Raw genomic sequence first — 22,240 nt, 5'->3', positions numbered from 1 at the left:
CTACAGCCCCAGCCGGGCCAGGTGGGGGTTGACGAACCGGCGCTCCGGGTCGAGCCGGGCCCGCAGCGCGGCGAAGTCGTGCCAGCGCGGGAAGCGGGCGCGGACGGCGTCGGGTGCCAGCGTCGACACCTTGCCCCAGTGGGGGCGGGCCGTGTCCGGCAGCGCCGCCTCGATCGCGGGCAGGACGGCGCCCACCGAGTCCGGGACGGCCCGCCAGGTGAAATGCAGGCCGATCGTGGGCGTTCCGTACGCCGGGGAAAGCCACAGATCGTCGGGCGCGACCGTGCGCAGCTCGCCGACGTGCAACAGCGGGGAGAACAGCTCTGCGAGACCCTGCAGCGCCTCCAGCGCGGCGGGGGCGTCCGCGCGGGGCAGGAGGTACTCGCTCTGGATCTCCTCCCCCACCGAGGGCGTGTGGTCGAGCGAGAAGTGCGGCCAGCGGTCGTACCACGGGCCGGGGACGCCACCCTGGGGGGTGCAGGGGGCCGGGTCCATGCCGGTGACGGGGTGGCGCGGCCCGTCGGCGGGCTGGCCGCCGAAGGACGCGAGATCGGGCGCCGGGCGTCCGGCGCGGGACTTCACCCACACCTGGTCGACGCGCGCCGGGTCGTCCCACGAGCAGAACAGGCTGACGCTGTCGCCCGCGCCGGTCAGCGCGTCGAGGTCGGCCAGCGCGGCGTCCCACGTGACGCCCTCGAAGACGGTCTGGCTCACCTCGTAGTGGGGTTCGACGTCGAGCTCGACGTGGGTGACCACGCCGAGCGCGCCGAGCGCCACCACCGCGCCGGCGAAGTCGGCGTCGCCGCGGGTCAGCCGCACGGGGCCGCTCGGCGTCAGCAGGTCGAGCGCGCTGACCTGCGTGGCCAGCGAGCCGATCGCGTCCCCCGAGCCGTGGGTGCCGGTCGCGACCGCACCGGCCACCGCGATGTGCGGCAGGGACGCGAGGTTCGCCAACGCCACCCCGGCCTCGGTCAGGGCCGGCACCAGGTCGCCGTAGCGGATCCCGGCCGGAACGCGCACGGTCGAGCCGGCGACCGTGGCCGGCTCGTCGGCCAGCTTCGCGAGCGACACCAGGACACCCTCGGTGTCGGCCAACTCGTTGAACGAGTGCCGGCTGCCGAGGACGCGCAGCCGCGGCTCGGTGGCCACGAGGTCGGCGAGTTCGTCCCAGGAGGTGGGTTCCCGCAGGGCGCGGGCGCGGTACGTCACGGTGCCGGCCCAGTTGCGTTCGGTCACCGTCCCAGTCTGGAGCACGCCCGGCCGGACGCCAAGCCCCCGGCGCTGCCCCCCATCGACGGGCGCGTGCCGCCTCGCCGGGCGTCTTACGCCCGCGACAAGCCGTGATGCCACCCCCCTAGGGGTGTGCCGGGGTGGCGGCAGCGACCCCTAACCTTTGGTCCCGTGGCCAGATGGGCCACGCGCGCCCGACACGAGGGGGTGGAGGTTGGCAGCCACACCGAGCACGACCAACGCCAGGCCCCGCCTGCCCTGGTGGCGTCGGCTCGCGCGGGACAGGACGCTCGTCTGGATGATGCTGCCGGCGCTGCTGGTGTTCGTCGTCTTCCACTACGCCGCGCTCGCGGGCAACGTGATCGCCTGGAAGGACTACCGTCCCTACCTCGGCATCGCCGGGTCGGACTGGGTGGGCTGGGAGAACTTCGAGCTCATGGTCACCGGGGATCCGGCGTTCTGGAACGCCGTCCGCAACACCCTGGTGCTGACGCTCGTCCAGACCGTCCTCGTCTTCCCCGCCCCGATCCTGCTCGCCCTGCTGCTCAACAGCATGTTGAGCCAGCGCATCAAGCGGGTCGTGCAGAGCGTGCTCTACCTCCCCCACTTCCTGAGCTGGGTCGTGGTGGTCGCGATCTTCCAGCAGGTGCTCGGCGGCGGCGGACTCATCAACACGTGGCTGCGCCAGCAGGGCATGGAGACGTTCGACATCATCGGCAACCCCGATCTGTTCATCGGCCTCCTCACCAGCCAGGTGATGTGGAAGGACACGGGGTGGGCCACCATCTTGTTCCTGGCCGCGCTGACCTCGATCGACCCGTCGCTCTACGAGGCCAGCCAGGTGGACGGCGCGGGGCGCCTGCGCCAGCTCTGGCACGTCACCCTCCCCGGGCTGCGCGGCATCATCATCCTGCTGCTGATCCTGCGCCTGGGTGACTCCCTCAGTGTCGGGTTCGAGCAGATCATCCTGCAGCAGCGCGCCGTCGGGCTCGATGCGAGCGAGGTGCTCGACACCTACGTCTTCAACCACGGCATCGCCGGCAATGCGTGGGGCGAGGCCACCGCGGTCGGCCTGGTCAAGGGCGTCATCGGGACGCTGCTGGTGGTGGGGGCGAACAAGGTCGCCCACCTGTTCGGCGAGGCGGGAGTGTACAAGTCATGAGCCGCCATCACCGTCGCCTCGAGAACGGTCAGATCGCCCCCGGGCCCGGCGAGCGGGTCATCACCGGGATCGTCCTGCTGGCCTGTGTGCTCAGCGTGCTGATCCCGTTCCTCGGCATCGTGTCGACCTCGGTGTCGAGTTCCGAACACATCAACCAGGCCGGCGGGTTCGTGTTGTGGCCCGACGGGCTGAACCTGGACGCCTACCGCTCCGTCCTGGCCGGGGGTGTGGTCACGCGCGCCCTGATGGTGAGCATCGGTGTCACGACCGTGGGCACCCTGCTGTCGCTCACCGCCAGCGCGATGATGGCCTACGGACTGAGCCGCCCGGGCAGCTTCGGCCACCGGCCCGTCCTGCTCCTGGTGCTGTTCAGCCTCCTGTTCACCCCGGGGCTCATCCCCAGCTACCTCACCGTGCGGACGCTCGGCCTGCTGAACACCTACTGGGCGCTGATCCTGCCCGGCATGGTGAGCGCCTTCAACATCATCGTGCTGCGCGCCTTCTTCATGAACATCCCGAACGAGCTGTACGAGTCGGCGCGCATCGACGGGGCGTCGGACTGGTCGATCTTCTCGCGGATCGTGCTGCCGCTGTCGCGGCCGGTGCTCGCGGTGATCGGTCTCTTCTACGCGGTCGGCTACTGGAACGCCTTCTTCGGTGCCCTCATCTACCTCTCCGACCAGAGCATGTGGCCCCTCACCCTCGTCATGCGCACCTACGTCCTCGACAACGCCCAGCTCTCCGCCGGTGATGTGGGCGTGGCGGGGGACGTGCTGCCGCCGCAACCGGCCCTGCAGATGGCGATGCTCCTCATCGCCATCGCACCGATCCTGTTCGTCTACCCGTTCCTCCAGAAACACTTCACGTCCGGAATGCTCACCGGCGCCGTCAAGGGTTGACGCGCCCCGTCCAACAAGGAGTCGCCCATGTCCCCCGTCAGCCGACGCACCGTCCTGTCCACCGGTGGCACGCTCGCCGCCCTCGCCGCCGGCGGCCCGCTGCTCGCTTCCTGCGGTGGCAACTCCGCACCGGGCGGCACCACCGGCGGCGGTGGCGCGGGATCGGACGGCCCCGTGGCGGCCCCCACCTTCCGCGCCCCCGAGGGCCCGGAGCCCGACATCGCCGGGGACGCCGACATCCCCGACACCTTCTTCTCCTACCCGGCCGACCCGACGGTCTCGGTTCCGGAGGCACCCGGAGACGGCCAGCCGGTGCGCATCCTCACCCAGACCTTCTCCCCCGTCACGGCCCAGCCGCCGCAGAACACGGCGTGGGCGAACCTCAACGACAAGCTGGGCTCCGCCCTGGAGATCCAGCAGGTGCCCTCCGGGGAGTACGCGACGGTGTTCGCGACCTCGCTGGCCGGCGGGCAGCTGCCCGACATGTTCTTCCTCGCCGAGCAGCCGGACATGCCGCGCATGGTGGAGGCGACGTGCCTCGATCTGTCCGACCACCTGGCCGGGGACGCCATCTTGGCCTACCCGAACCTCGCCGCCATCCCGTCGGACTGCTGGGAGGCGGGCCGGTACAACGGCCGGCTCTACGGCCTGCCCAGCCCGCGCGGCGCCATGTCCTCCGGCGTGCTCTACCGGCGCGACGACCTGCTGGCGGCCCAGGGCGTGGCGCCCGAGTGGGACGACTTCGAGGGGTTCTTCTCCCTGGCCCAGCAGCTCAACGACCCGCGCGGCGGGCGCTGGGCGACCACGATCGTCCCCGGCCAGTACATCAAGAACATGCTGGGCATCCCGAACTTCTGGCAGTACGACGGCACCACCATGCAGAGCTGGTGGACCGCACCGCAGATGGAGGAGGCGCTCGAGGCCCAACGCCGCTGGGCGGAGGCCGGGCTGATGAACCCGGACGCGTTCGCCAGCCCCAACACGAAGGTCTGGTTCTCCACCGGGGCGGCCTACTTCAACCCCGACTCGTTCTCCGCCTGGTCGCAATACTTCGCCGACCCGCCCGAGGGGTTCGACATCGACGTCTGCCAGATCCCCGCCTTCGACGGCAACGGAACCGGACACCTGTGGATGAGCTTCCCCTCCTACGGCCGCGCGGGCATCAACCGCAACGCCGCCGACCGGGTGGAGACCCTGTTGAAGGTCGCCAACTACTTCGCCGCCCCCTTCGGGACGCAGGAGTACCTCGACGTCAAGATGGGCCAGGAGGGCGCGGACTACACCTTCGAGGGCACCGACCCGATCGCCACCTCCACCGGAGCGGCCAACAGCGCGTTGGGCATCCGCTACATCGCGGACTGCCGCATCGCGAACTACCTGCCCGGGCACGAGGACTCGGCGCGCAAGCTGGACGCCAGCATCCGCGAGCTGGTGCCGGACGCCTTCCGCAACGACGCCGTCTACCTCTACTCCGAGACGGTCGAGAGCGACTTCGCGTCGTCCGCCCAGATGTTCAACGCCCTGGAGGCCGACATCGTGCAGGGCCGCAAGCAGGTCTCCGAGTGGCGCCCCGCCGCCGACCAGTGGTGGGCCGACAGCGGGCAGCAGATGGCGGAGGAACTCACCGAGGCCTACCACGCGGCCGGGCGCGGCTGAGCCCGGGGTCGAGCCGGCAGGAGCACCTCCGCCCTGATCTCCGTGGCAAGATCCGACCATCCAGGCTCAGAAGGGCTTCGCCGTGACACCGCCTCCGCCCACGCCCCCCGAGCCGGCACCGGTCTCCCCGCCCCCGGGCAGGTCAGTGCCCACCGCCGTCGCGCGGCTCGACCTGCACGACGGCTGGAGCGTCCGGGCTCTGCGCGGCCCCGTTCCGGCGGGAATCGCTGGCGTCGCTGTTCCGGCCCGCGTGCCGGGCTGCGTCCACACCGACCTGCTCGCCGGGGGGCTGATTCCGGATCCGTACCTCGACGACCATGAGGCGGGGACGGCCTGGATCGGCCTGAGCGACTGGGAGTACACCACCGAGTTCTGGGCCCCTCCGGGTGACGATCAGCGTCACGAACTCGTCTTCGAGGGGCTGGACACAGTGGCCCGGGTCGCCCTGAACGGCGAGCACCTTTTCAGCGCGGACAACATGCACCGCACGTGGTGCCACGACGTGACGGGTCTGCTGCGCGAGGGCACCAATACCCTGGTCGTGACCTTCGCGAGCCCCGTGCGGCACGCCAACGCCCAGGCCATGGCCCTTGGGCCGCGCCCCCATGCGAACGACCTCCCCTACAACGCCGTGCGCACGATGGCGTCGAGCTTCGGCTGGGACTGGGGCCCGGTGACCGCGACGTCGGGGTTGTGGCGACCGGTGCGCCTGGAGAGCTGGACGGCGCGGCTGACCGATGCCCGCACGACCGCCACGCTCGAGGGCGACGACGGTGTGCTGACCGTCCGCGTGGGCGTCGAGAGCACCGGCGAGGAGTTGGCGGCCGCCGGCCTGGAGCTGGTGGTCCGGCTCGCCGACGAGGAGCTGGCCGTCCCGGTCACGGGTGCCGCCGTCGAGGCGTCGCTGCGCCTGCCGGACGTCGAACGCTGGTGGCCCGTGGGCTACGGGGAACCGCGGCTGTACCCGGTGTCGGTCGAGCTGCGCCACGGCCTGCAGGTGGTGGACGCCGTCACCCGCCGGGTCGGGTTCCGCAGCGTGCGGTGGGACACGACCCCGGACGCCGACGGAGCCCCCTTCGCGCTGGTCGTCAACGAACAACCCGTCTACGTCAAGGGGGTCAACTGGATCACCGACGACGCCTTCCCCCACCGCGTCACCCGCGAGCGGTACGCCGCACGTATCGACCAAGCCGTGTCCGCGCACGTCAACCTCATCCGGGTCTGGGGTGGCGGCCTTTACGAGAGCGATGACTTCTACGACCTGTGCGACGAGCGCGGAGTGCTGACGTGGCAGGACTTCCTGTTCGCCTGCGCGGCGTACGCGGAGGAGGAGCCGCTGCGCTCCAACGTGGTAGCCGAGGTGCGCGACAACCTGCTCCGCATCGCCCACCACGCGTCGCTGGTGGCTCTGAACGGCAACAACGAGTGCCTGATGGGCCACGAAGCCTGGGGGTGGCAGGGCGTGCTCGACGGCCAGACGTGGGGGGAGGGGTACTACCGGACCCTGCTGCCCGCCCTCGTCGCGCAGTACGCGCCCCACCTGCCCTACACGCCGGGCAGCCCGTTCAGCCCGGACGGTGCGGACGCGCCGCCGAACGACCCTGCACACGGCTCGACCCACCTGTGGGAGATGTGGAACGTCCGCGACTGGACGGGGTACCGCGCCGTCCGGCCCCGCTTCGTGGCCGAGTTCGGCTGGCAGGGCCCGCCGGCCTGGACGACGCTGACGCGGGCCGTGCACGACGACCCGCTCACCCCCGAGTCGCCGGGGATGCTGGCCCACCAGAAGGCGTTCGAGGGCGCGGTGAAGTTGACGAAGGGCTTGGTGCCCCATGTTCGCGTCCCGGTCGCCATGGAGGACTGGCACTGGGCCATGCAGCACAACCAGGCCGCCGCCGTGCGCGCCGCCCTCACCCACTTCCGGTCGCTTCACCCCCTCAACACCGGAGCCGTGGTGTGGCAGCTGAACGACTGTTGGCCGGTGACGTCGTGGGCTGCGGTGGACGGCGACGGCCGGCCCAAGCCTCTCCTCCACGCGATGCGGAACGCCTTCGCACCCCGTCTGGTGACGATGCAGCCCGTCGACGCCGGGCTGGAGGTGTGCCTGGTCAACGACACCGCCGACCCGTGGCGGGCCATCGTGCGGCTGCGCCGCATCACCTTCCGGGGCCAGACGGTGGCCGAGCGCGAGCTGGAGGCGACGGTCAGGCCCCGTTCGGCGTCCCGCCAGGCGGTGCCGGGCGAGCTCGTCACGTCGGCAGACCCGGCGGGCGAGGTGCTGGTGGCCGATGCCGGCGGCGTCCGCGATGCCTGGTTCTTCGCAGAGCCGCGGGACAGCGCCCTCACCCCGCCCACCTGGACGACGTCGCTGCGCCGCGACGGCGACGACTGGCTGCTGGACGCCAGCGCCGACGTCGTGGTGCGCGACGTTTGCCTCCTTCCGGACAAGCTGGCGCCGGACGCGCACACCGACACCGGCCTGGTGACGCTCCTGCCCGGCGAGGTCCACACGTTCCGCATCGTCGGCAGCGACGACCTCGCGCTGCCGAACGGCGTCCTGCCCGGCGGCGTCCTGCGCAGCGTCAACGAGCTGGTGAGCCCCGCCGGGCGCGACGAGGGCCAGCGCCACCAGTGACGGCGGCACGACTGCGCAGAACGCGCTCGCTGCCTCAGCTGGGGCAGGACGCACGCAGCATGGGCACGAGGGCGTCCCCCATGGCCCAACGGCCCGCCACGTCGGTGAGGTCACGCCCCGTGGCGGCCAGGCTGAGCTGCCGGGTGCCGTCCTCGGAGGTCAGCGTCATGCTGAGCGTGCCGAAGCTGGCGCCGTCGTGGCCGTAGAGGAAGGCCTCCCCCGGCAGCGCGCAGGGGTCGGGCAAGCGGTAGACGCCCAGGCCGTACTCGATGGATTCTTCGGTGACCGGGGTGACCATCACGTCGACCAACGACCGGTCGACGAGCCGGCCCTGCACCAGGGCGCGGGTGAAACGATTGAGGTCCTCGGTCGTGCTGACAACGGCGCCGGCGGAGAGGAAGAAGTCGGGGTCGAAGTCCTCAAGCTCCAGCCAGCCGGTCCCGATCCAGGCGTCCTCGGCCAGCACGGGGCCGCGCAGGGTGGAGTCGCTCGGGTAGGAGGTGTGCAGCATGCGGGCGGGGCGCCACACCCGGTCGCGAAGCAGCTCGGCGACCGGACGTCCGTTCTGCGCCTCCAGCAGCATGCCGAGCGCGACGTAACCGGCGTTGGAGTAGAGGAACTCTCCGGCCGGCGTCCACGGCACGGCGTTCACCGCGTCGATGTGCTCCTGCCCGGTGTAGTCGCGGCTGATGGCGGCCATGAACTGGTCCCACGAGTCCCAGTCCGTGACCTGGCTGGCGAGCAGCTCGGACGTGCCGTTGGGCACCCCACCGGTGTGGCTGAGCAGCTGAAGCAGCGTGACATCGGGATGGTCGGGGAACAGGCCGGGGATGATCGCGTTGGCGGTGGTGTCGAGGGACCAGACCCCCTTCTCCACCTCTTGCAACACCAGGGTGGCGATCATGGGCTTGGTGATGCTGGCGGCCCGGAAGCGAGCCTGGACCCCCGCCGGCGCGCCCCGGTCCAGGTCGCGTTGCCCCGCGGCGCCGCGCCACGACAGCGTCGGGGTCTCCAGGCGACCTGTCACGCCAATGGCCCCGTCGGAGACCATGCTGGCCAGCCCGGCGTCGATGGCACGCGTGCCAGGAGTGGCCCGCCCGGGCGGGGTGAGCCGCGTACGAATGCCCGCCTCGCGCGCGGCCTCTCTGATCTGCTGCTGGAGGTGAACCTCCACGGTGTTCGGGTTGAGCGCGGCAGGCGCCGCGACGGGTGCGGCGGACGCCGGCGCGGCGAGCGCGACGGACGCGGCGAGCGCCACCGACACGGTGACGAGACGGTCGACGGTGGGGATGCGACGGTGCATGGGGAACCTCTCGGGGTTGGGGTCTGTTCTCCAGCCTGCCAAGGCAAGCGTGCGCCGCGCCAGTGGTGCGCCCCGACCTGGGACGCCAGCCTGGTCGAGACGGCGCCGACGACGGCTACGCTGACCGGGTGATCCTCGACGCCCGCGGGCCGGCGTCACCCGACGAGGTGTGGCGGCGCTACCTGACACCGGCGACATGGCCCCACTGGGCTCCCCACATCGCGGCCACGGCGTCCGACACGGACGTGCTGGGCGTCGGTGGCACGGGGCGGGTGTACGGGCCGGGTGGGGTGAGCGTCCGCTTCCGGGTCGACCGGGTGGACCCACGACTGCGGTCCTGGGCGTGGACGGTGCAGGTCGGCCCCGTGCCGGTGCGGCTGAGCCACGACGTCCTCCCCGCGCCGGGCGGGGGCAGCCGGGCGACGATGCGCGCCGAGGGCGTCCCTGGCCTGGCCCTCCAGCCCTATCGCCCGTTCGCGCTGGCCGCGCTGCGCGGGCTGGTGACCGGCGCCGTCGCGACCGCTGCCGAGCACGTCCAGACCCACCCGTTTGTGTTCGCCCCGTCCCACGTGGTGCCGGGACGCCTGGTCGGGGTCACCCCTCGTACCAGCACGATCGAGCTGGGGCCGTCCTGGCTGTACGTGGCCTACGGGCCCTGGCGGCTGGTCACCCCGCGCACCAACGTGGCCTCCACCCACCTGACCGGTGACTACAGCTGGCTCAAGACGGCAGGGCCGGCGCACCTGTCGTTCGCCGACCACGGAGTGTCGTTCACCCCCAACGCGGACGCGGGGGTGTGCGTGCGCTTCCACGAACCCGTGGCGGTCCTCGACCCGACCGGCGTCCTGGTGCACCCGGCCGCCACCCTGGGCGTCCGCGACCCCGATGCGTTTGCGCGAACGCTGGTGGACGAAAAACGGGGGGCCGGGGGTTAGCGCGTGACCGTCTGCAGCAGCAGGAAGACGGCTCCGTCAGGGTCCACGGCGGTCGCGCAGAGCTGGCGCTGCGTGCCCTCGGACACGTCCTCGGGTCCGTCGGTCACCTGACCGCCACCGGCCTCGATCGCCGCCACGGCGGCGTCCATGTCGTCCACGGCGAAGAACACGCGCCACGTCGACCGCCCGTCCGGGCCCACCATGTCGGTGCCGTGGAACAGCCCGATGGTGGCCGACTCGTAGGGCCCGACGGTGGCGAAGCCGGAGGACGGGTCGTCGTCGGCGCAGCGGATGTCCCACCCCAACACCGACTGGTAGAACGCGACATCAGCAGCGAAGTTCAGCGACGGCGTGTCGAACCAGACGGCTGTGCCGTGGGTGCCCGGCTCGAAGCCCGCCAGGGTGCCGGGTTGCCACAGGCCGAACTGGGCGCCGGACGGTGCACCGGCAATCGCCATCGTCCCCTGGTCACCCACTCCCATGGCGGGCACCAGCACCTGCCCGCCGTGCTGGGTCACCTGCGCCAGGGTGGCCTGGGTGTCGGAGGTCTCGAAGTACACGTTCCAGAACACCGGCTGGTTCTGGGTGGCGTCCGGGTGCTGCATCATGCCACCGACCAGCGCCCCGCCGACGAACACCTGGTGATAGTGCCCGAACTCCTCCCCGCCGTCGCTGTAGGTCCAGCCGAACACGGCCGAGTAGAAGCGCTTCGCGGCCTCGATGTCGGGCACCCCGAGATCGATCCAGATGGGTTTTCCGGGCGAACTGGTCATGGTTGTTCTCCTGGTGGGCGACGTGATGTGGATCGAACGGCCACGCCGGCGGCGCCGTGGTCAGGGAGTGATCTGGCCGTCGCCGTCGGCGGACCAGTAGCTGATGCGGGAGGCGTCGACCCGGATCATCACCAGGCCCTCGGTGTCCAGCCCGTCGGTGAACCACCGGTCGAGTTCGGCGTGCCAGTGGTCCTTCATCGCATTCTTGGAGGTGAGCAGCTGAGCTGTGCCCTGTACCTGGACGAAGAGGAAGTCCCCACCCGTGCCGTGTTGGAACTCGATGGAGACCTTCGCGTCCCGCTCGATGTCCTTCGCCATGCGCGACTCCGCCCACGTGAAGTAGTGGGACGAGCCGTCATAGTCGACCTCGCCGTTGTTGCTCATCGGGCGGCTGGCGATGTGCCCGCGCGAGGTGTGGGTGGAGAGCATCGCCATGTCGAGCCCACGCATCTTCGCCGCGAGCTGCTTCATCGTCCAGGTAGCCATGCTGCACCCTAACCAGCCCCTCGTCGGCACGGCAATGGCCGCGCCGGGGCCAACTCGGCGGGTGACCACCGGGAACAGCACCGCGAAGATCGGTAACGTCCTTCTGGTGCACCCTTCTGCCGAGTTCACGCGCGCCCGCTGGGCCGTGACGCTGATGTTCATCCTCAACGGCGTCGGCTGGGCGTCTCTGCTCCCTCGCTACCCAGAGCTCAAGCAGATCACCGGGCTCGGCGACTTCGGGTGGGGCGCGGTCATTGCGCTCGGACCGCTGGGCGGCCTCATCACCGGCCTGTTCACCGCCCGCCTCATGCGTCGCTTCCACTCGCCTTGGGTATGGCTCGCCGCCACGTTGATCGGCCTGGCATGCCTCAACCTCTCCGGCAACGCCTCACACTGGGTGATGCTCGCCGCGGGCATCGGCGGCATGGCAGCCATGGACTCCATCGCCGACATTGCGATGAACGCCCACGGGCTGCGCGTCCAGAAGGGTTACGGGCGCTCGATCCTCAACGGCCTGCACGGGTGGTGGTCGGTGGGCGCCGTCGTGGGTGGCTTCCTGGGGTCGATCGCCCTGCAGGGTGGGGTGCCGATCTGGGTGCAGACGGCTGTCGCCTCGGTGCTCTTCGGCGCCTTGGCGCTCGTCGCGCGATCATTGGCGCTGCGTGGACCGGACGCCTCCCCCGTCGAGGAAGGCGCGGCCACCCCGACGAAGGGCATCCCGCGTCGATGGCTGCCCCGCCTGATCGCCCTGGGCCTGCTGGGCGCGTCGGCCGGCCTCATCGAGGACTCCGGCGCCTCGTGGGGAGCGGTGTACATGGACAGCCAGTTCACCGTCGAACCGTTCTGGGTGGGGATGGCCTTCGTGGCGCTGCAGGTGGCCCAGATGATCGGCCGCTTCACCGGCGACGCGCTGACCAACCGCATCGGTGCGCGCGGGGCCGTCACCCAGGGATTCATCATCGCCGCGCTGGGCATGGCTGTCGCGGTGGTCTTACCCACCCCAGCGACGACGATCCTCGGGTTCGCGTGCGCGGGCTGGGGCATCGCCACGGCGATCCCGGGCACCATGCACGCCGCCGACGAACTCCCCGGAATGTTGCAGGGCAACGGCCTGACCTTCGTGACGTGGCTCATGCGTCTCGGCTTCTTCGTCGGCCCGCCGCTGATCGGGCTGGTGGCGCAAGCAGTCGACCTGCGCTGGGCCTTGATCGTCATCCCAGCGGCCGCGTTGCTGGGCCTCTTGCTCACCCCAGCCCTGACCCTGCCCGAGCACGAGAAGTCGCCTGCCCCCCAGTGAGTTCATCGGCGGGCCAGCCAGTCGACGTCGAACGCGCTCGTCACCCCCATTCGGGCTGGGTGGCGACGGTTGACACGTGGTAATGCGCGTGCTTCACTGGCGTTACCACGTGATAACGCGGCTCTGCTTGCTCGATGAAGAGATGGAAGAACATGACCGAACGACACACGGCCTCAGCGCAGACGCTGGTGGGCGCAGACCTGCAGACGGCGATCCCCACGGACACCACGCTGCCGAAGGCGTTCTCGCTGCGATTCTCCACCCGCGGCATCGCGCTCGCCCTCAACGTCATCGTCCTGCTCCAGCTGACGTTCTACTCCACGGACGTGGTCGGGCTCGCCCCGGGCCTCGTCGGCGTCCTGTTCCTCGCCGCAAAGCTCTTCGACGGCTTCACCGACCTCGTCGCGGGCGTCATCATCGACCGGACGAACACCCGCTGGGGAAAGGCGCGGCCCTACGAGCTGTTCATCATTCCGCTGTGGCTGCTCACCGTGGCGATCTTCTCGACGCCCGCGATGAGCACGTTCTGGCAGGCCACGTACATCTTCGTCCTGTACGCGCTGATCAACTCCGTGTGCGCAACCTTCCTGAACGCCTCCGAAGCGGTGTACCTCAAGCGCTCGGTGCGCGGCGAGGTGCAGCACGCGAAGGTCCTGTCGCGGCAGGGCGTCCTGATCATCTTCATGGCCGCGATCGGCAGCATCATGCTGCCCCAGCTGATGGCATCCTGGGGCACCCAGCCCGGCGGCTGGACGATGATCGCACTGGTCTACGGCATTCCGTTCATGATCATCGGGCTCATCCGCTTCTTCACCGTGAAGGAGTTGCCCGAGGATGACACCGATCGCGTCACCGAGGAGCGCCTTGGCCTGGGCGCCACGGTCCGGGCCCTGTTCCAGAACAAGTTTGTCTTCATCTTCACGGCCATGGTGCTGCTGGCCAACATCGTGATCGCCGCCAGCGCGATCGTCGGCACCTACTACTTCACTACATCCTCGGCAACGTCGGCCTCATGTCGCTGGTGTCCGCCGCGGGCATCCTCGTGCCCGTGGTCTACCTGCTGTTCCCCCTCGCCGTCCGCACGATCGGGGCGATGAACTTCGCGCGCATCGGCCTCGTGCTCGCCATCGTCGGGTACCTCATGGTCTTCCTCGCCCCGCGCTCGTTGCCCATGGTCGTCATCGGCCAGGTGCTCGGCTCGTTCACGACGGTGATCACGATGCTGGTCGCATTTTTCATGATCCAGGCCATGACGTACGGCGAGTGGAAGACCGGGAAGCGGATCGACGCGGTCACCAACTCCCTGTCCAGCTTCGCCTCGAAGGTGGGCTCCGGGCTCGCGTCCGCCCTCGTCGGCTTCGCCATGGCCGCTGTGGGCTACGACGGCACGCTGGGCCAGCAATCGGCGGCGGCTGAATCCGCCATCATCCAGCTCTACTCCCTGATGCCGTTGCTGGTCAGCGTGGCCATGCTCGGGTTGAGCTTCTTCTACACGCTCGAGAAGCACATCCCGGCCATCCAGCGGGACCTCGCCGCCGGCGTCCACGCCAGCAGCAGCACCCTCACGGTCGGAGCCCCCTGCCCCTTCCCCCACCCCTCTTCGAGGACATCGCCTGCCATGACCAGCACCATGTTCCACACCGGATGGACCTTCCGACGCACTCCGGAGTCGATGGACACGCCCGTCGTCGTCCCTCACGACGCCATGATCGGCGAGCAACGATCCGCGCACGCCGGCGCCGTCGGGCGCAGTCTCTTCCAGGGCCTCCAGGGCGACACCCGTGTGCTCGTGGACGGCCGTGAGGTGACCGCCGGCGACGGATCGGACCGATTCCGCGACGAGTGGCGTCGCGACGCCGACGCGATGATCGCCAAGGACCGGGCCGGCCCTCGGTCATCCAGGATTCCCTCGGCAACGAGATCGCGGAGTCGGCCACGCCCAGGGCGCTTCGTTCGGCACCGCCACCGTTTCGCTCACGGCTGGCCAAGGTGCCCCCGCCCGCTGATCATCACCCCGCTGCCGCCCGATCGGCAGGGGTAGGGTGGCGCCGTGACGCAGGCTGACCGTGCTCGCGCGACAAGCAACGACGTCGCCGTCCTGGCCGGCGTCTCTCGCGCCACCGTGAGCCAGGTTCTCAACGGACACGCCGACCGCTTCGCCCCGCAGACCGCGCAGAAGGTGACCCGGGCCGCCCGCCAGCTGGGCTACCAGCCCTCGGCCGCTGGCCGTGCGTTGCGGCGCGGCTCCAGCGACTTCGTGCTCGCCCTCATCCCGAACACGACGTTCGGCGGCAACCTGCAAGACTGGTTCGAGCGCCTGACGGCCACCCTCGCCGCGCAGGGGTTCACCCTCGTGCTGGGTGTGACGACAGCCAGTGTGGACGTCCTGGACCGACTCGTCTCGCAGATGCAGCCCGCCGCGGTGCTGGCCTTCACTCCCTTCCGCGCGGCCGAACGGGCTGTGCTGGCCCGGAACGGAGTTGTGGCGGTGGATCCGCCCAGTGCAGCACGGGCGGGTCAGGATGCGCTGATCGGACGCCTCCAGGCCGAGACCCTCATTTCCCGCGGCCACCGACGGCTCGCGTTCGCCCACCTCGCCGACTCCCGCCAGGATCCGTTCGGCGCGGCCCGCGAGGACGGCGTCCGCCAGGCCGCCCTGGAGGCAGGACTGCCCGACATCGAGGTGGTGGGCCTGGCCATCCACATCGACGAGGCCCTCGGTGCTCTCGACCGGCTCCGGCCGCCGGGCATCGCCATCGCCTGCTACAACGACGACGTCGCGATCAGCCTCATGAACGCCGCGCAGCTGCGGGGCTGGGACGTACCGGGCGACGTCGCCGTCATCGGAATGGACCGCACGCCCGTGTCGCAGGTGACCGTGCCCCGACTGACCACCCTCGAGTACGACCTCAGCGATGCCGCGGCCACGGGTGCGGCGAGCGTCCTGCGCGCGCTCGGCCTGGAGGGTGAGGCGCCGACGCCGTCCGCGTCGGCGCTGCGCCTCGTCGAGGGGGCCTCCGTCTAGGCCGGAGCCGCTCCCCCGAGCCTTCAGTACGACGCGTAGACCGCGACGTCGTCGATGCTCCACCACTGGGGCGCTGCACCGGTCTGCGTGATCCGGAGGTACCGCGCGGTGGTGGGCTCGATGGCGATCGGACGCTTCCATCCGAAGGCGACGCTGCGCGCGACGCGCTGCCACGAGATGCCGTCGGTGGACACCTCGATGTCGAAGCCGCGCGGGTAGTCGCGGGGCGAGCGCCGAGGCGTCTGGAGCGTCACCATCGCGACCGGGTGCACGGTGCCCATGTCGATCTGGAACCACTCTCCTCCGGCCATGTCCGCCCCGGTGTACCACCCCTCGTCGTTGGAGCCGTCGATGCCGCGTTCCGGTTCCAGACCCGCGGGGGATGACGAGGCGGTCACCCGCCAGCCGGAGTGCGGGATCTCGACCGGCGCGTACGAGGCGCGCCCCGTCGCGTACCGCGCGACCGTCCGGTGGAAGGCAGCGTTGGCCGTGAAGTTCTCCGTCCCGAACGCCCGCAGCTTGGCCTTCATGGTGGCCTCGCTGTCGCTGTTGTGCACTGGCACGGGGTGGGCGTTGCCGTGGTGGAGGCCCCAGTAGGCGAAGCCGGACTCGGCCGAGCCCTTGACCTTGTAGGCCCAGTTCGACCAGGAGACGCCCTGGGCGTTCATGCCCGCCAGGAAGCGGGCCCATAGGTCGTCGTTGTGGTACAGCGAGAACTCGCCCTTGAGCAGGGGGACGCCGACGGCGGCGTGCCGGTCGGGAATGGCGTCCAGTTCGTTCGCGACCAGACGCTCCTGCGCCGCCCAGTCCTTGGGGGCCGACATGTCGTAGGGGTGGAACTGGTACATGACGTTGGTCCACCCGTACTCACGCGGGTGGGCGATGGCGTTGAGGTCGAAGAAGGCGGGCAGCACCACCACGTGGTCTGGGTCGACGGCGCGGACGGCGTCGTAGAGCCGGTCGAACAGGTCGTTCTTCTGCCGGACGTCGTCGGCGTCCTCACTCATGTCGATGAGGGGCTCGTTGATCAGGTCATAGCCAGCCACCGCCGGGTTGCCGCGGTAGCGCGCTGCCACGGCCGTCCAGATGTCGACGGACAGTTGCTGTGCGTCGGAGGATCCCCAGAAGCCGTTGGGGCTCGGCCCGACCTTGCCGCAGCTCGCCCACGGGCACCCGCCCCCGGGCACGGTGTGCAGGTCCAGCAGCACGTACAGCCCTCGCTCGCCGGCTTCCCTCACGATCCAGTCCAGCCGGTCGAACGGCTGGGCCTTCCAGGAGCCGTCTGGGTTCACGAAGGTGGTCCAGCCCATCGGGACGCGCACGAAGGTGAGCCCGAGCCCGGCGATGGTGTCGAGGTCGGCCTCGGTGATCCAGGTCGCCTGATGGGTGTCGAGGACGCGCTGCGCCGCGTCCGTCCCCAGCCGTTGGGTCAGCGTGTCGTGGAGCGCGTAGTCGTCGCTGTAGAGGCCGGCCGTCAGCTCGCCGATGGACCACCACTGCGCCGCCGTGCCGGTCTGCACCACGCGCAGGTAGCGCGTCGCGCGGGCCGGAAAGGCGATGGACGTGGCCCGGAACGTGCCCTGCCCGCTCGCCGCAGTGGTCCACGTAGCACCGTCCCGAGACGTCTCGACGCGGTACCCACGGGGCCAGTCGCCCTCGTCCGGCATGTTCTCGGCCGCTTCGAGGGCCACGCTGTTCAGCGTCGTCAGGGCACCCAGGTCAACGGTGATGTGCTGGCCGTCCCGCTGGGGGGAGCCGGTGGACCAGCGAGTGCCGACGTCGCCGTCGATCACGCGTTCGGGGGCCTGCCCCTCGGACGCCGAGATCTGCCAGCCGGCGCGGTCCATCTGGTTGCCGGTGTAGACCGCGACGTCGGCGACCGACCACCACTGCGGCGCGGTGGCGTGGTTGACGATGCGGAGATAGCGGCCCCACTTCCACCCCTGGAAGTCCACGAGCGTCGTCCGCCCGGATCCGAAGCCGCTGGCGGCGTGTTCGAAGGTCACGTTGTCGGTGGAGGTGAGGATCTCCCAGCTGCGCGCGAAGTCGTCCGGGGCCGCGCTGCCGGCGTCCAGGAGGAGCCGGTCCATCTGGATGACTCGCTGCATGTCGATAGTGAGGGCTTGGCCGGGCGCCTGCGGAACACCGGACTGCCAGGCGGTGGTCGGGTCGCCGTCGACAGCGGCGGCGGGCGTCGTCCCGGTGGCGGTCGCGGACGCCTGCGCCGTCCAGCCGGCGTCGTGCGCCACGGGATCGTTGAAGAGATTGAGCTCGCTGATCGACCAGGGCGCCGCGTCCAGGTCCACGGCGACGAGCCTCAGGAAGCGGGTCTTCTGCAGCCCGAAGCGCACGACCGTCTCCTGATCCGTGCCCCCCTGCTGCGCCACATTGGTCCAGGTCTGACCGTCCGAGGAGGTCTCCACCGCGAGGCGGCGGGGGTGCTCGCCCACCCGGTCGGTGCCGAGGGTGACGCGGTTGACCCAGGTCGGCTGACGGAGGTCGACGCGGATCTGGTCACCGGCACGCTGGGGGCCGGATGTGGACCAGTGGGTCGCCTGCTCCCCGTCCACGGTGGCGGAGGCGTGGGAGCCGGTGGACGCCGTCACCGTCCAGCCGCCGCGATCGAGCGCGAACTCGCCGAGCGGAGACATCCAGTCCTCCTGCACGAGCCAGCCGCCGAGATTGGTTCCGCGGAGGTTGATGGCCGCTCCGGCCCCGGAATCCGTCCGCAGGACGGTCCCGTTCGCCTTGATGAAGTCGGTCGACGTGAGGGGGTGACGCGCCGGGGCGCCGGTGGTCGCCGGCGCCGCGCGGAGCCCGGGGTCCCCCCACAAGACGGACGCCCCCAACAGCGCCGTCACCCCCAGCGTGGCTGTCATGCCCACCATCACCGTCGTGGTCGAGGGCCCGGTGGGGGTGCGGCGAAGCATGACACGTTCTCCTTGCGGGTGGGGGATGGGGTGACAACCGTTCACGGCTGTGGCGACCTGGTGACAGGACGCCGGAGGGCGGCGAGGATGCTGATCCTCGCCGCCCCCCGGGTTTCCTACTTGTTCTTGCCTCGGGACACGCCCGTGACGTGGATGGTGCCCGAGAGGGGCAGGTCACGCGAGGACGAGCCAACCGACACGCCGTACTTGCCGTTGTAGGTGCGCCAGCCGACGCGCCCCTTGGTTTCCCACACCGAGAACGGGTGGTTGGCATCGGTGGAGTCGATCATGAGCTCCACCTGCTTGCTCTGCCCCGCAGCGAGCGTGATGCGGTCGAAGCCGACCAGGCGCTTGCCGGGTTCATGCGCTCCGTTGGGCAACGTCAGGTAGACCTGCGGGATCTCGGTGCCCGCGACCTTGCCGCGGTTCGTCACCGTGAACTGCACCTTGGTGCGCACCACGCCGTCCTTGCTGGTTGACGTCGTGAGCTTCAGCTTGTCGTAGCCGAAGGTGGTGTAGGACAGGCCGTGGCCGAACTCGAACATCGGCTCGATGCCCTGCTCGTCGTACCACTTGTAGCCGACCTGCAACCCCTCGGAGTAGTTGACCTGCCGGATCTCGTCCGAGCCGGCCGGCCGCGTCGTCGAACCGTCGGCGAACACGCCGGGATACTGGTCGTTCTCCGGAACGCCCGTGGGCAGATCTTCCAGGCGCCTGGGGAACGTCACCGGGAGCTTGCCCGACGGGTTCACGTCGCCGAAGAGAAGGGCGGCGATGCTGTCGCCACCCGCCTGACCGGGCCACCAGACCTCGAGGACGGACGGCACCTGGTCGAGCCACGGCATCAGGACGGCCCCCGACGTTTCGAGAATGACGACCGTCTTGCGGTTCGCCTTCGCCACCGCAGCGATGAGGGCATCCCCGTTGCTGTGTAGGTTCAGGCTGTCCAGGTCGAAGTACTCCCCCGCCTGGTTGTGGCCGAAGACGATCGCGACGTCAGCGGCCGCAGCGGTCGCGGCGGCGGAAGCGAGATCGCTGCCGTCGTTGAACGTCACCGTGTTCCCGTCCTGAGCGGCCCGCTGGGTGATCGAGTCCAGAGGTGCGACGGGGTCGCAGTCCACGGCCAGGCCGGTCCCTGCCACCCCGAACAGGAGCGACGAGCACACCGACTTGGCGCTGATGCCGTTGGTCGGGGTGTTGGACGCCGTCGGGCCGATCACGGCGATCGTCTTGTTGCGCAGCTTCAGTGGCAGGGTCTGCTTGTCGTTCTTGAGCAGCACCGAACCCTGGTCGGCCATCTCGCGGGCGATCGCGTTCGCTTCCTCCGTCCGCTGGTCCTCCCAGCGCCCGGAGGTGGGGAGGTCGTGATCTTGGAGCCCCTTGTCGTACTTCTCGCGCAGCACCCGGAAGGCGGCCTCGCGGATCTGGGACTCCGTGATCTCGTCCGCGTCCAACGCCGCGTGCAGCCGGTCCGGGGTGAACCAGTACGGCAGCCCCAGTTCCTGGGACAGCCCGGCGTCGAGCGACGCGGCGGTGGACTTCTGTGCCCCATTGTCGGTGAGAACGAAGCCCTCGAAGTTCAGCTCGTTGCGGAGGTACTGGGTCAACAGCTCGGGGTTCTCACACGACCAGACGCCGTTGAGCTGGTTGAAGGCGCACATCACGCCCGCGGGGTCGCTCTCCTTCATCGTGATCTCGTAGGGCAGGCCGTAGACCTGACGCAGCGTGCGGTCATCGATGTTGGACGAGCTCGCCGCCCGGTCGAGCTCCTGGGTGTTGCCGAGGAAGTGCTTGAGCACCGCGGCGACCGGCTGACCGGGGTTGTCGTCCAGCGAGTTGACCCACGCCGCCGAGATCTTGCCGGCGAGATAGGGATCCTCCCCCAGATACTCGGCATTCCGGCCGTTCCACGGGTGCCTCACGATGTCGATTCCGGGGGCGAACAGGGCGTCGTACTGCTTGCGCCACGCCTCGTCGGCCATGGCCTTGCCCTTCTGTGCCGTCAGGTCCAGGCTCCAGCTCGCGGCCTGGGAGACGGGCACCGGGAAGGCCGTGGTACCGCCGACGTAGGCGATGCCCCAGGGGCCGTCGGTGTCGCCATTGAACTTCACGCACGCGACCGACGGGGCATACGTCACCGAGGGCCCGTTGGGCTGCCCCAGCCCACCGGCGGTCGGGGTCACCGTGATGCTGGGGTCGTTGGCGGTCACCTCGCTGAGCCAGCGCATCTGTTGGTCGAGCGTGGACGCGTCGAGCAGCAGGTTGGCCCGCTCCTCCGGTGACTTCGTGGGGTCCGCCCACGGGCAGGCCACCGCGGGCGCCGCCTGGGCCGGCGGCGTCGCCAGCGCGGCCCCCGAGACGGCCATCAATGCGGCGAGGCCGCCCCCCACCACTGCCCGGGTGCGCGTGCGATGTCGATGCACCGCGTGTTCTTCCGTCCTCATCAGTTCCTCCTTGAACGTGTGCCGGATGGGCGGAGACCTTCCGTACCCACCGTGTTCCGCGGTCGCCGCTGTCGGCGAGCCGCTCGTGCTGTGAACCGGGGTACGTCACCGCGAGCACAGCGTAGGCGTGCCCCGGCCCGCGTCATCAACCGGTTCACAGAAGATGCCGCGGGTCGTTGACGTGGAGCGAGCCTGGTTCTACCGTGCTGCCGCACGCGATCAACCGGCTGACGCCATGGCGCACGGACGGCGCCGCCTCACGGGGGCACCACACGCGTGTCCTCCCGCACACACATGGCCACCGAACTAGGGTTGCCGCGAAGCAGCGTCCACCCGGGGTGACGGCGCCGACCAACCAGTGAAGGAGCTCATGACCCAGGAGAGGACGGCCCTGCCGCCCCGACGCCCGACGATGACGGACGTCGCCAACGCCGCCGGCGTGTCGAAGGGTGCGGTGTCCAAGGTGATCCGCGATGCCTACGGCGTGAGCCCCGCCATGCGGGCCCGCGTCGAGAAGGCCATCGCCCAGCTGGGCTACCGCCCTCGGGTCGCCGCGCGCGTCATGCGGGGCCAGAGCTTCACGATCGGGCTGGAGACACCGCACCTGGGCCAGGAGTTGCAGACCCTCGTCGTCGAGGGGGCGGCCGAGCAGCTGGCCGGCTCGCCCTACCAACTGGTGATCGTCCCCGGCCTGGGCCGCCTCAGCGCCACGGAGATCCTCGAATCACTCGTCGACCGGCAGGTGGACGGCATCATCGCGATCGCCTCCGACATGCCCACCGAGGCGATCGAGACGCTGGCCCAGCACACGCCGATGGTGGTGCTCGGACGCCACAGCCGCCCCCAGGCCTTCGACACCGTCGTCAGTGACGACGCGGCGGGCGCCGATCTCGTCATGGACCACCTGCTCGGTCTGGGTCACACCCGGATCACGCACCTCACGATCGACCCACCCACCGCGGAGGCTCCGCACGTTTTTCGGCGGGACCGGTACGTGGAGCGCATGCGCGCCGCGGGGCTGCGACCCGTGGTGGAGTACGCCCCCAGCACCGAACGTGGTGCCGTCGCCGCGACGAGTCGCCTCCTGGGCTCCGACGATCCGCCGACCGCGATCTTCGCCGGCCATGACGCCATGGCGCTCGGCGTGTTGCGCGCGGCAGCCGACCTGGGCCTCGGGGCGTCCGACCTGTCGGTCGTCGGTTACGACAACATCGAACTTGCCGGCCACCCGCTCGTCTCCCTGACCACGGTGGACCACCGGGGCACGGACGTCGGACGCGTCGCCATCTCCCTGCTGCTGGAACGGATCAACGGCCGCACCGAGGCCAAGCACGAGTGCTTCAGCCCCGCGCTGCGCGTGCGACGCAGCACGGCTGCACCTCGCTGACCGCCCTCCCGAACGCGGCCCCACCTCTCCAAAATTTCCGTCAACCGATTTACGTGAATCGGTTGACGAAAAGGGAGC

Annotated in this window: 14 protein-coding genes and 1 pseudogene; 9 read left to right on the top strand and 6 right to left on the bottom strand. The window is 70.2% G+C overall.

The window, feature by feature from the left end:
• Positions 1–1,236, bottom strand: coding sequence for a D-arabinono-1,4-lactone oxidase (locus PCC79_RS04120; protein ID WP_342373101.1), 1,236 nt, complete (start codon positions 1,234–1,236; stop codon positions 1–3).
• 208 nt (positions 1,237–1,444) lie between these two features.
• Here PCC79_RS04120 and PCC79_RS04115 point away from each other — a divergent pair, with 208 nt between their 5' ends.
• From PCC79_RS04115 to PCC79_RS04100, 4 genes are all read left to right on the top strand, one after another.
• A complete protein-coding gene (locus tag PCC79_RS04115) occupies positions 1,445–2,392 on the top strand; it encodes an ABC transporter permease (RefSeq protein WP_232549949.1) in 948 nt (315 codons plus the stop codon).
• Positions 2,389–3,291 carry a carbohydrate ABC transporter permease gene (locus tag PCC79_RS04110; protein ID WP_342373100.1) on the top strand — a complete coding sequence of 301 codons (903 nt, stop codon included), beginning with the start codon at positions 2,389–2,391 and terminating at the stop codon, positions 3,289–3,291. The genes PCC79_RS04115 and PCC79_RS04110 overlap by 4 nt, the downstream gene beginning before the upstream one ends.
• A 27-nt stretch (positions 3,292–3,318) precedes the next feature.
• Positions 3,319–4,947, top strand: a complete 1,629-nt coding sequence (locus PCC79_RS04105) for an extracellular solute-binding protein (protein ID WP_342373099.1) — start codon at positions 3,319–3,321, stop codon at positions 4,945–4,947.
• Between the two features lie 82 nt (positions 4,948–5,029).
• Positions 5,030–7,582, top strand: coding sequence for a glycoside hydrolase family 2 protein (locus PCC79_RS04100; protein ID WP_232549952.1), 2,553 nt, complete (start codon positions 5,030–5,032; stop codon positions 7,580–7,582).
• A gap of 34 nt (positions 7,583–7,616) precedes the next feature.
• Here the strand turns inward: PCC79_RS04100 and PCC79_RS04095 are convergent, their stop codons facing one another.
• A complete protein-coding gene (locus PCC79_RS04095) occupies positions 7,617–8,885 on the bottom strand; it encodes a serine hydrolase domain-containing protein (protein WP_342373098.1) in 1,269 nt (422 codons plus the stop codon).
• A 128-nt stretch (positions 8,886–9,013) separates the two neighbouring features.
• Between PCC79_RS04095 and PCC79_RS04090 the strand changes: the two genes are divergently transcribed.
• Complete coding sequence (locus PCC79_RS04090; RefSeq protein ID WP_342373097.1) at positions 9,014–9,820, top strand: SRPBCC family protein; 807 nt, start codon at positions 9,014–9,016, stop codon at positions 9,818–9,820.
• On the opposite strand, the gene PCC79_RS04085 is transcribed toward PCC79_RS04090, so the two are convergent.
• Positions 9,817–10,593, bottom strand: a complete 777-nt coding sequence (locus tag PCC79_RS04085) for a VOC family protein (protein ID WP_232549955.1) — start codon at positions 10,591–10,593, stop codon at positions 9,817–9,819. The two genes, PCC79_RS04090 and PCC79_RS04085, sit on opposite strands and share 4 nt — an antisense overlap.
• A gap of 60 nt (positions 10,594–10,653) precedes the next feature.
• Positions 10,654–11,079: a pyridoxamine 5'-phosphate oxidase family protein gene (locus tag PCC79_RS04080; RefSeq protein ID WP_232549956.1), complete on the bottom strand. Its 426-nt coding sequence runs from the start codon at positions 11,077–11,079 to the stop codon at positions 10,654–10,656.
• Between the two features lie 106 nt (positions 11,080–11,185).
• Here PCC79_RS04080 and PCC79_RS04075 point away from each other — a divergent pair, with 106 nt between their 5' ends.
• The 3 genes and pseudogenes from PCC79_RS04075 to PCC79_RS04060 all read left to right on the top strand — a co-directional run bounded on the left by PCC79_RS04075 (position 11,186) and on the right by PCC79_RS04060 (position 15,401).
• A complete protein-coding gene (locus PCC79_RS04075; protein ID WP_342373096.1) occupies positions 11,186–12,376 on the top strand; it encodes an MFS transporter in 1,191 nt (396 codons plus the stop codon).
• 134 nt (positions 12,377–12,510) lie between these two features.
• Positions 12,511–14,417, top strand: a pseudogene (locus tag PCC79_RS17390) (MFS transporter).
• Between the two features lie 9 nt (positions 14,418–14,426).
• A complete protein-coding gene (locus tag PCC79_RS04060; RefSeq protein ID WP_342373093.1) occupies positions 14,427–15,401 on the top strand; it encodes a LacI family DNA-binding transcriptional regulator in 975 nt (324 codons plus the stop codon).
• 23 nt (positions 15,402–15,424) lie between these two features.
• On the opposite strand, the gene PCC79_RS04055 is transcribed toward PCC79_RS04060, so the two are convergent.
• Both PCC79_RS04055 and PCC79_RS04050 read right to left on the bottom strand, forming a co-directional pair.
• The gene (locus PCC79_RS04055; RefSeq protein ID WP_342373092.1) at positions 15,425–18,331 is read right to left on the bottom strand and encodes a discoidin domain-containing protein; all 2,907 of its coding nucleotides are present in this window, start codon (positions 18,329–18,331) and stop codon (positions 15,425–15,427) included.
• Positions 18,332–18,447: 116 nt separating this feature from the next.
• Complete coding sequence (locus PCC79_RS04050) at positions 18,448–20,775, bottom strand: beta-glucosidase family protein (RefSeq protein WP_342373091.1); 2,328 nt, start codon at positions 20,773–20,775, stop codon at positions 18,448–18,450.
• A gap of 370 nt (positions 20,776–21,145) precedes the next feature.
• Here PCC79_RS04050 and PCC79_RS04045 point away from each other — a divergent pair, with 370 nt between their 5' ends.
• On the top strand, positions 21,146–22,162 hold the full coding sequence (locus PCC79_RS04045) for a LacI family DNA-binding transcriptional regulator (RefSeq protein WP_342373090.1): 1,017 nt from the start codon (positions 21,146–21,148) through the stop codon (positions 22,160–22,162).
• Positions 22,163–22,240 lie beyond the last annotated feature (78 nt).

The sequence above is a fragment of the Propioniciclava soli genome (assembly GCF_038502305.1).
GTDB lineage: Bacteria > Actinomycetota > Actinomycetes > Propionibacteriales > Propionibacteriaceae > Propioniciclava > Propioniciclava soli.
The sequence above is the reverse complement of the archived record's forward strand: the minus strand, read 5'-3'. Positions and strand labels throughout refer to the sequence as shown.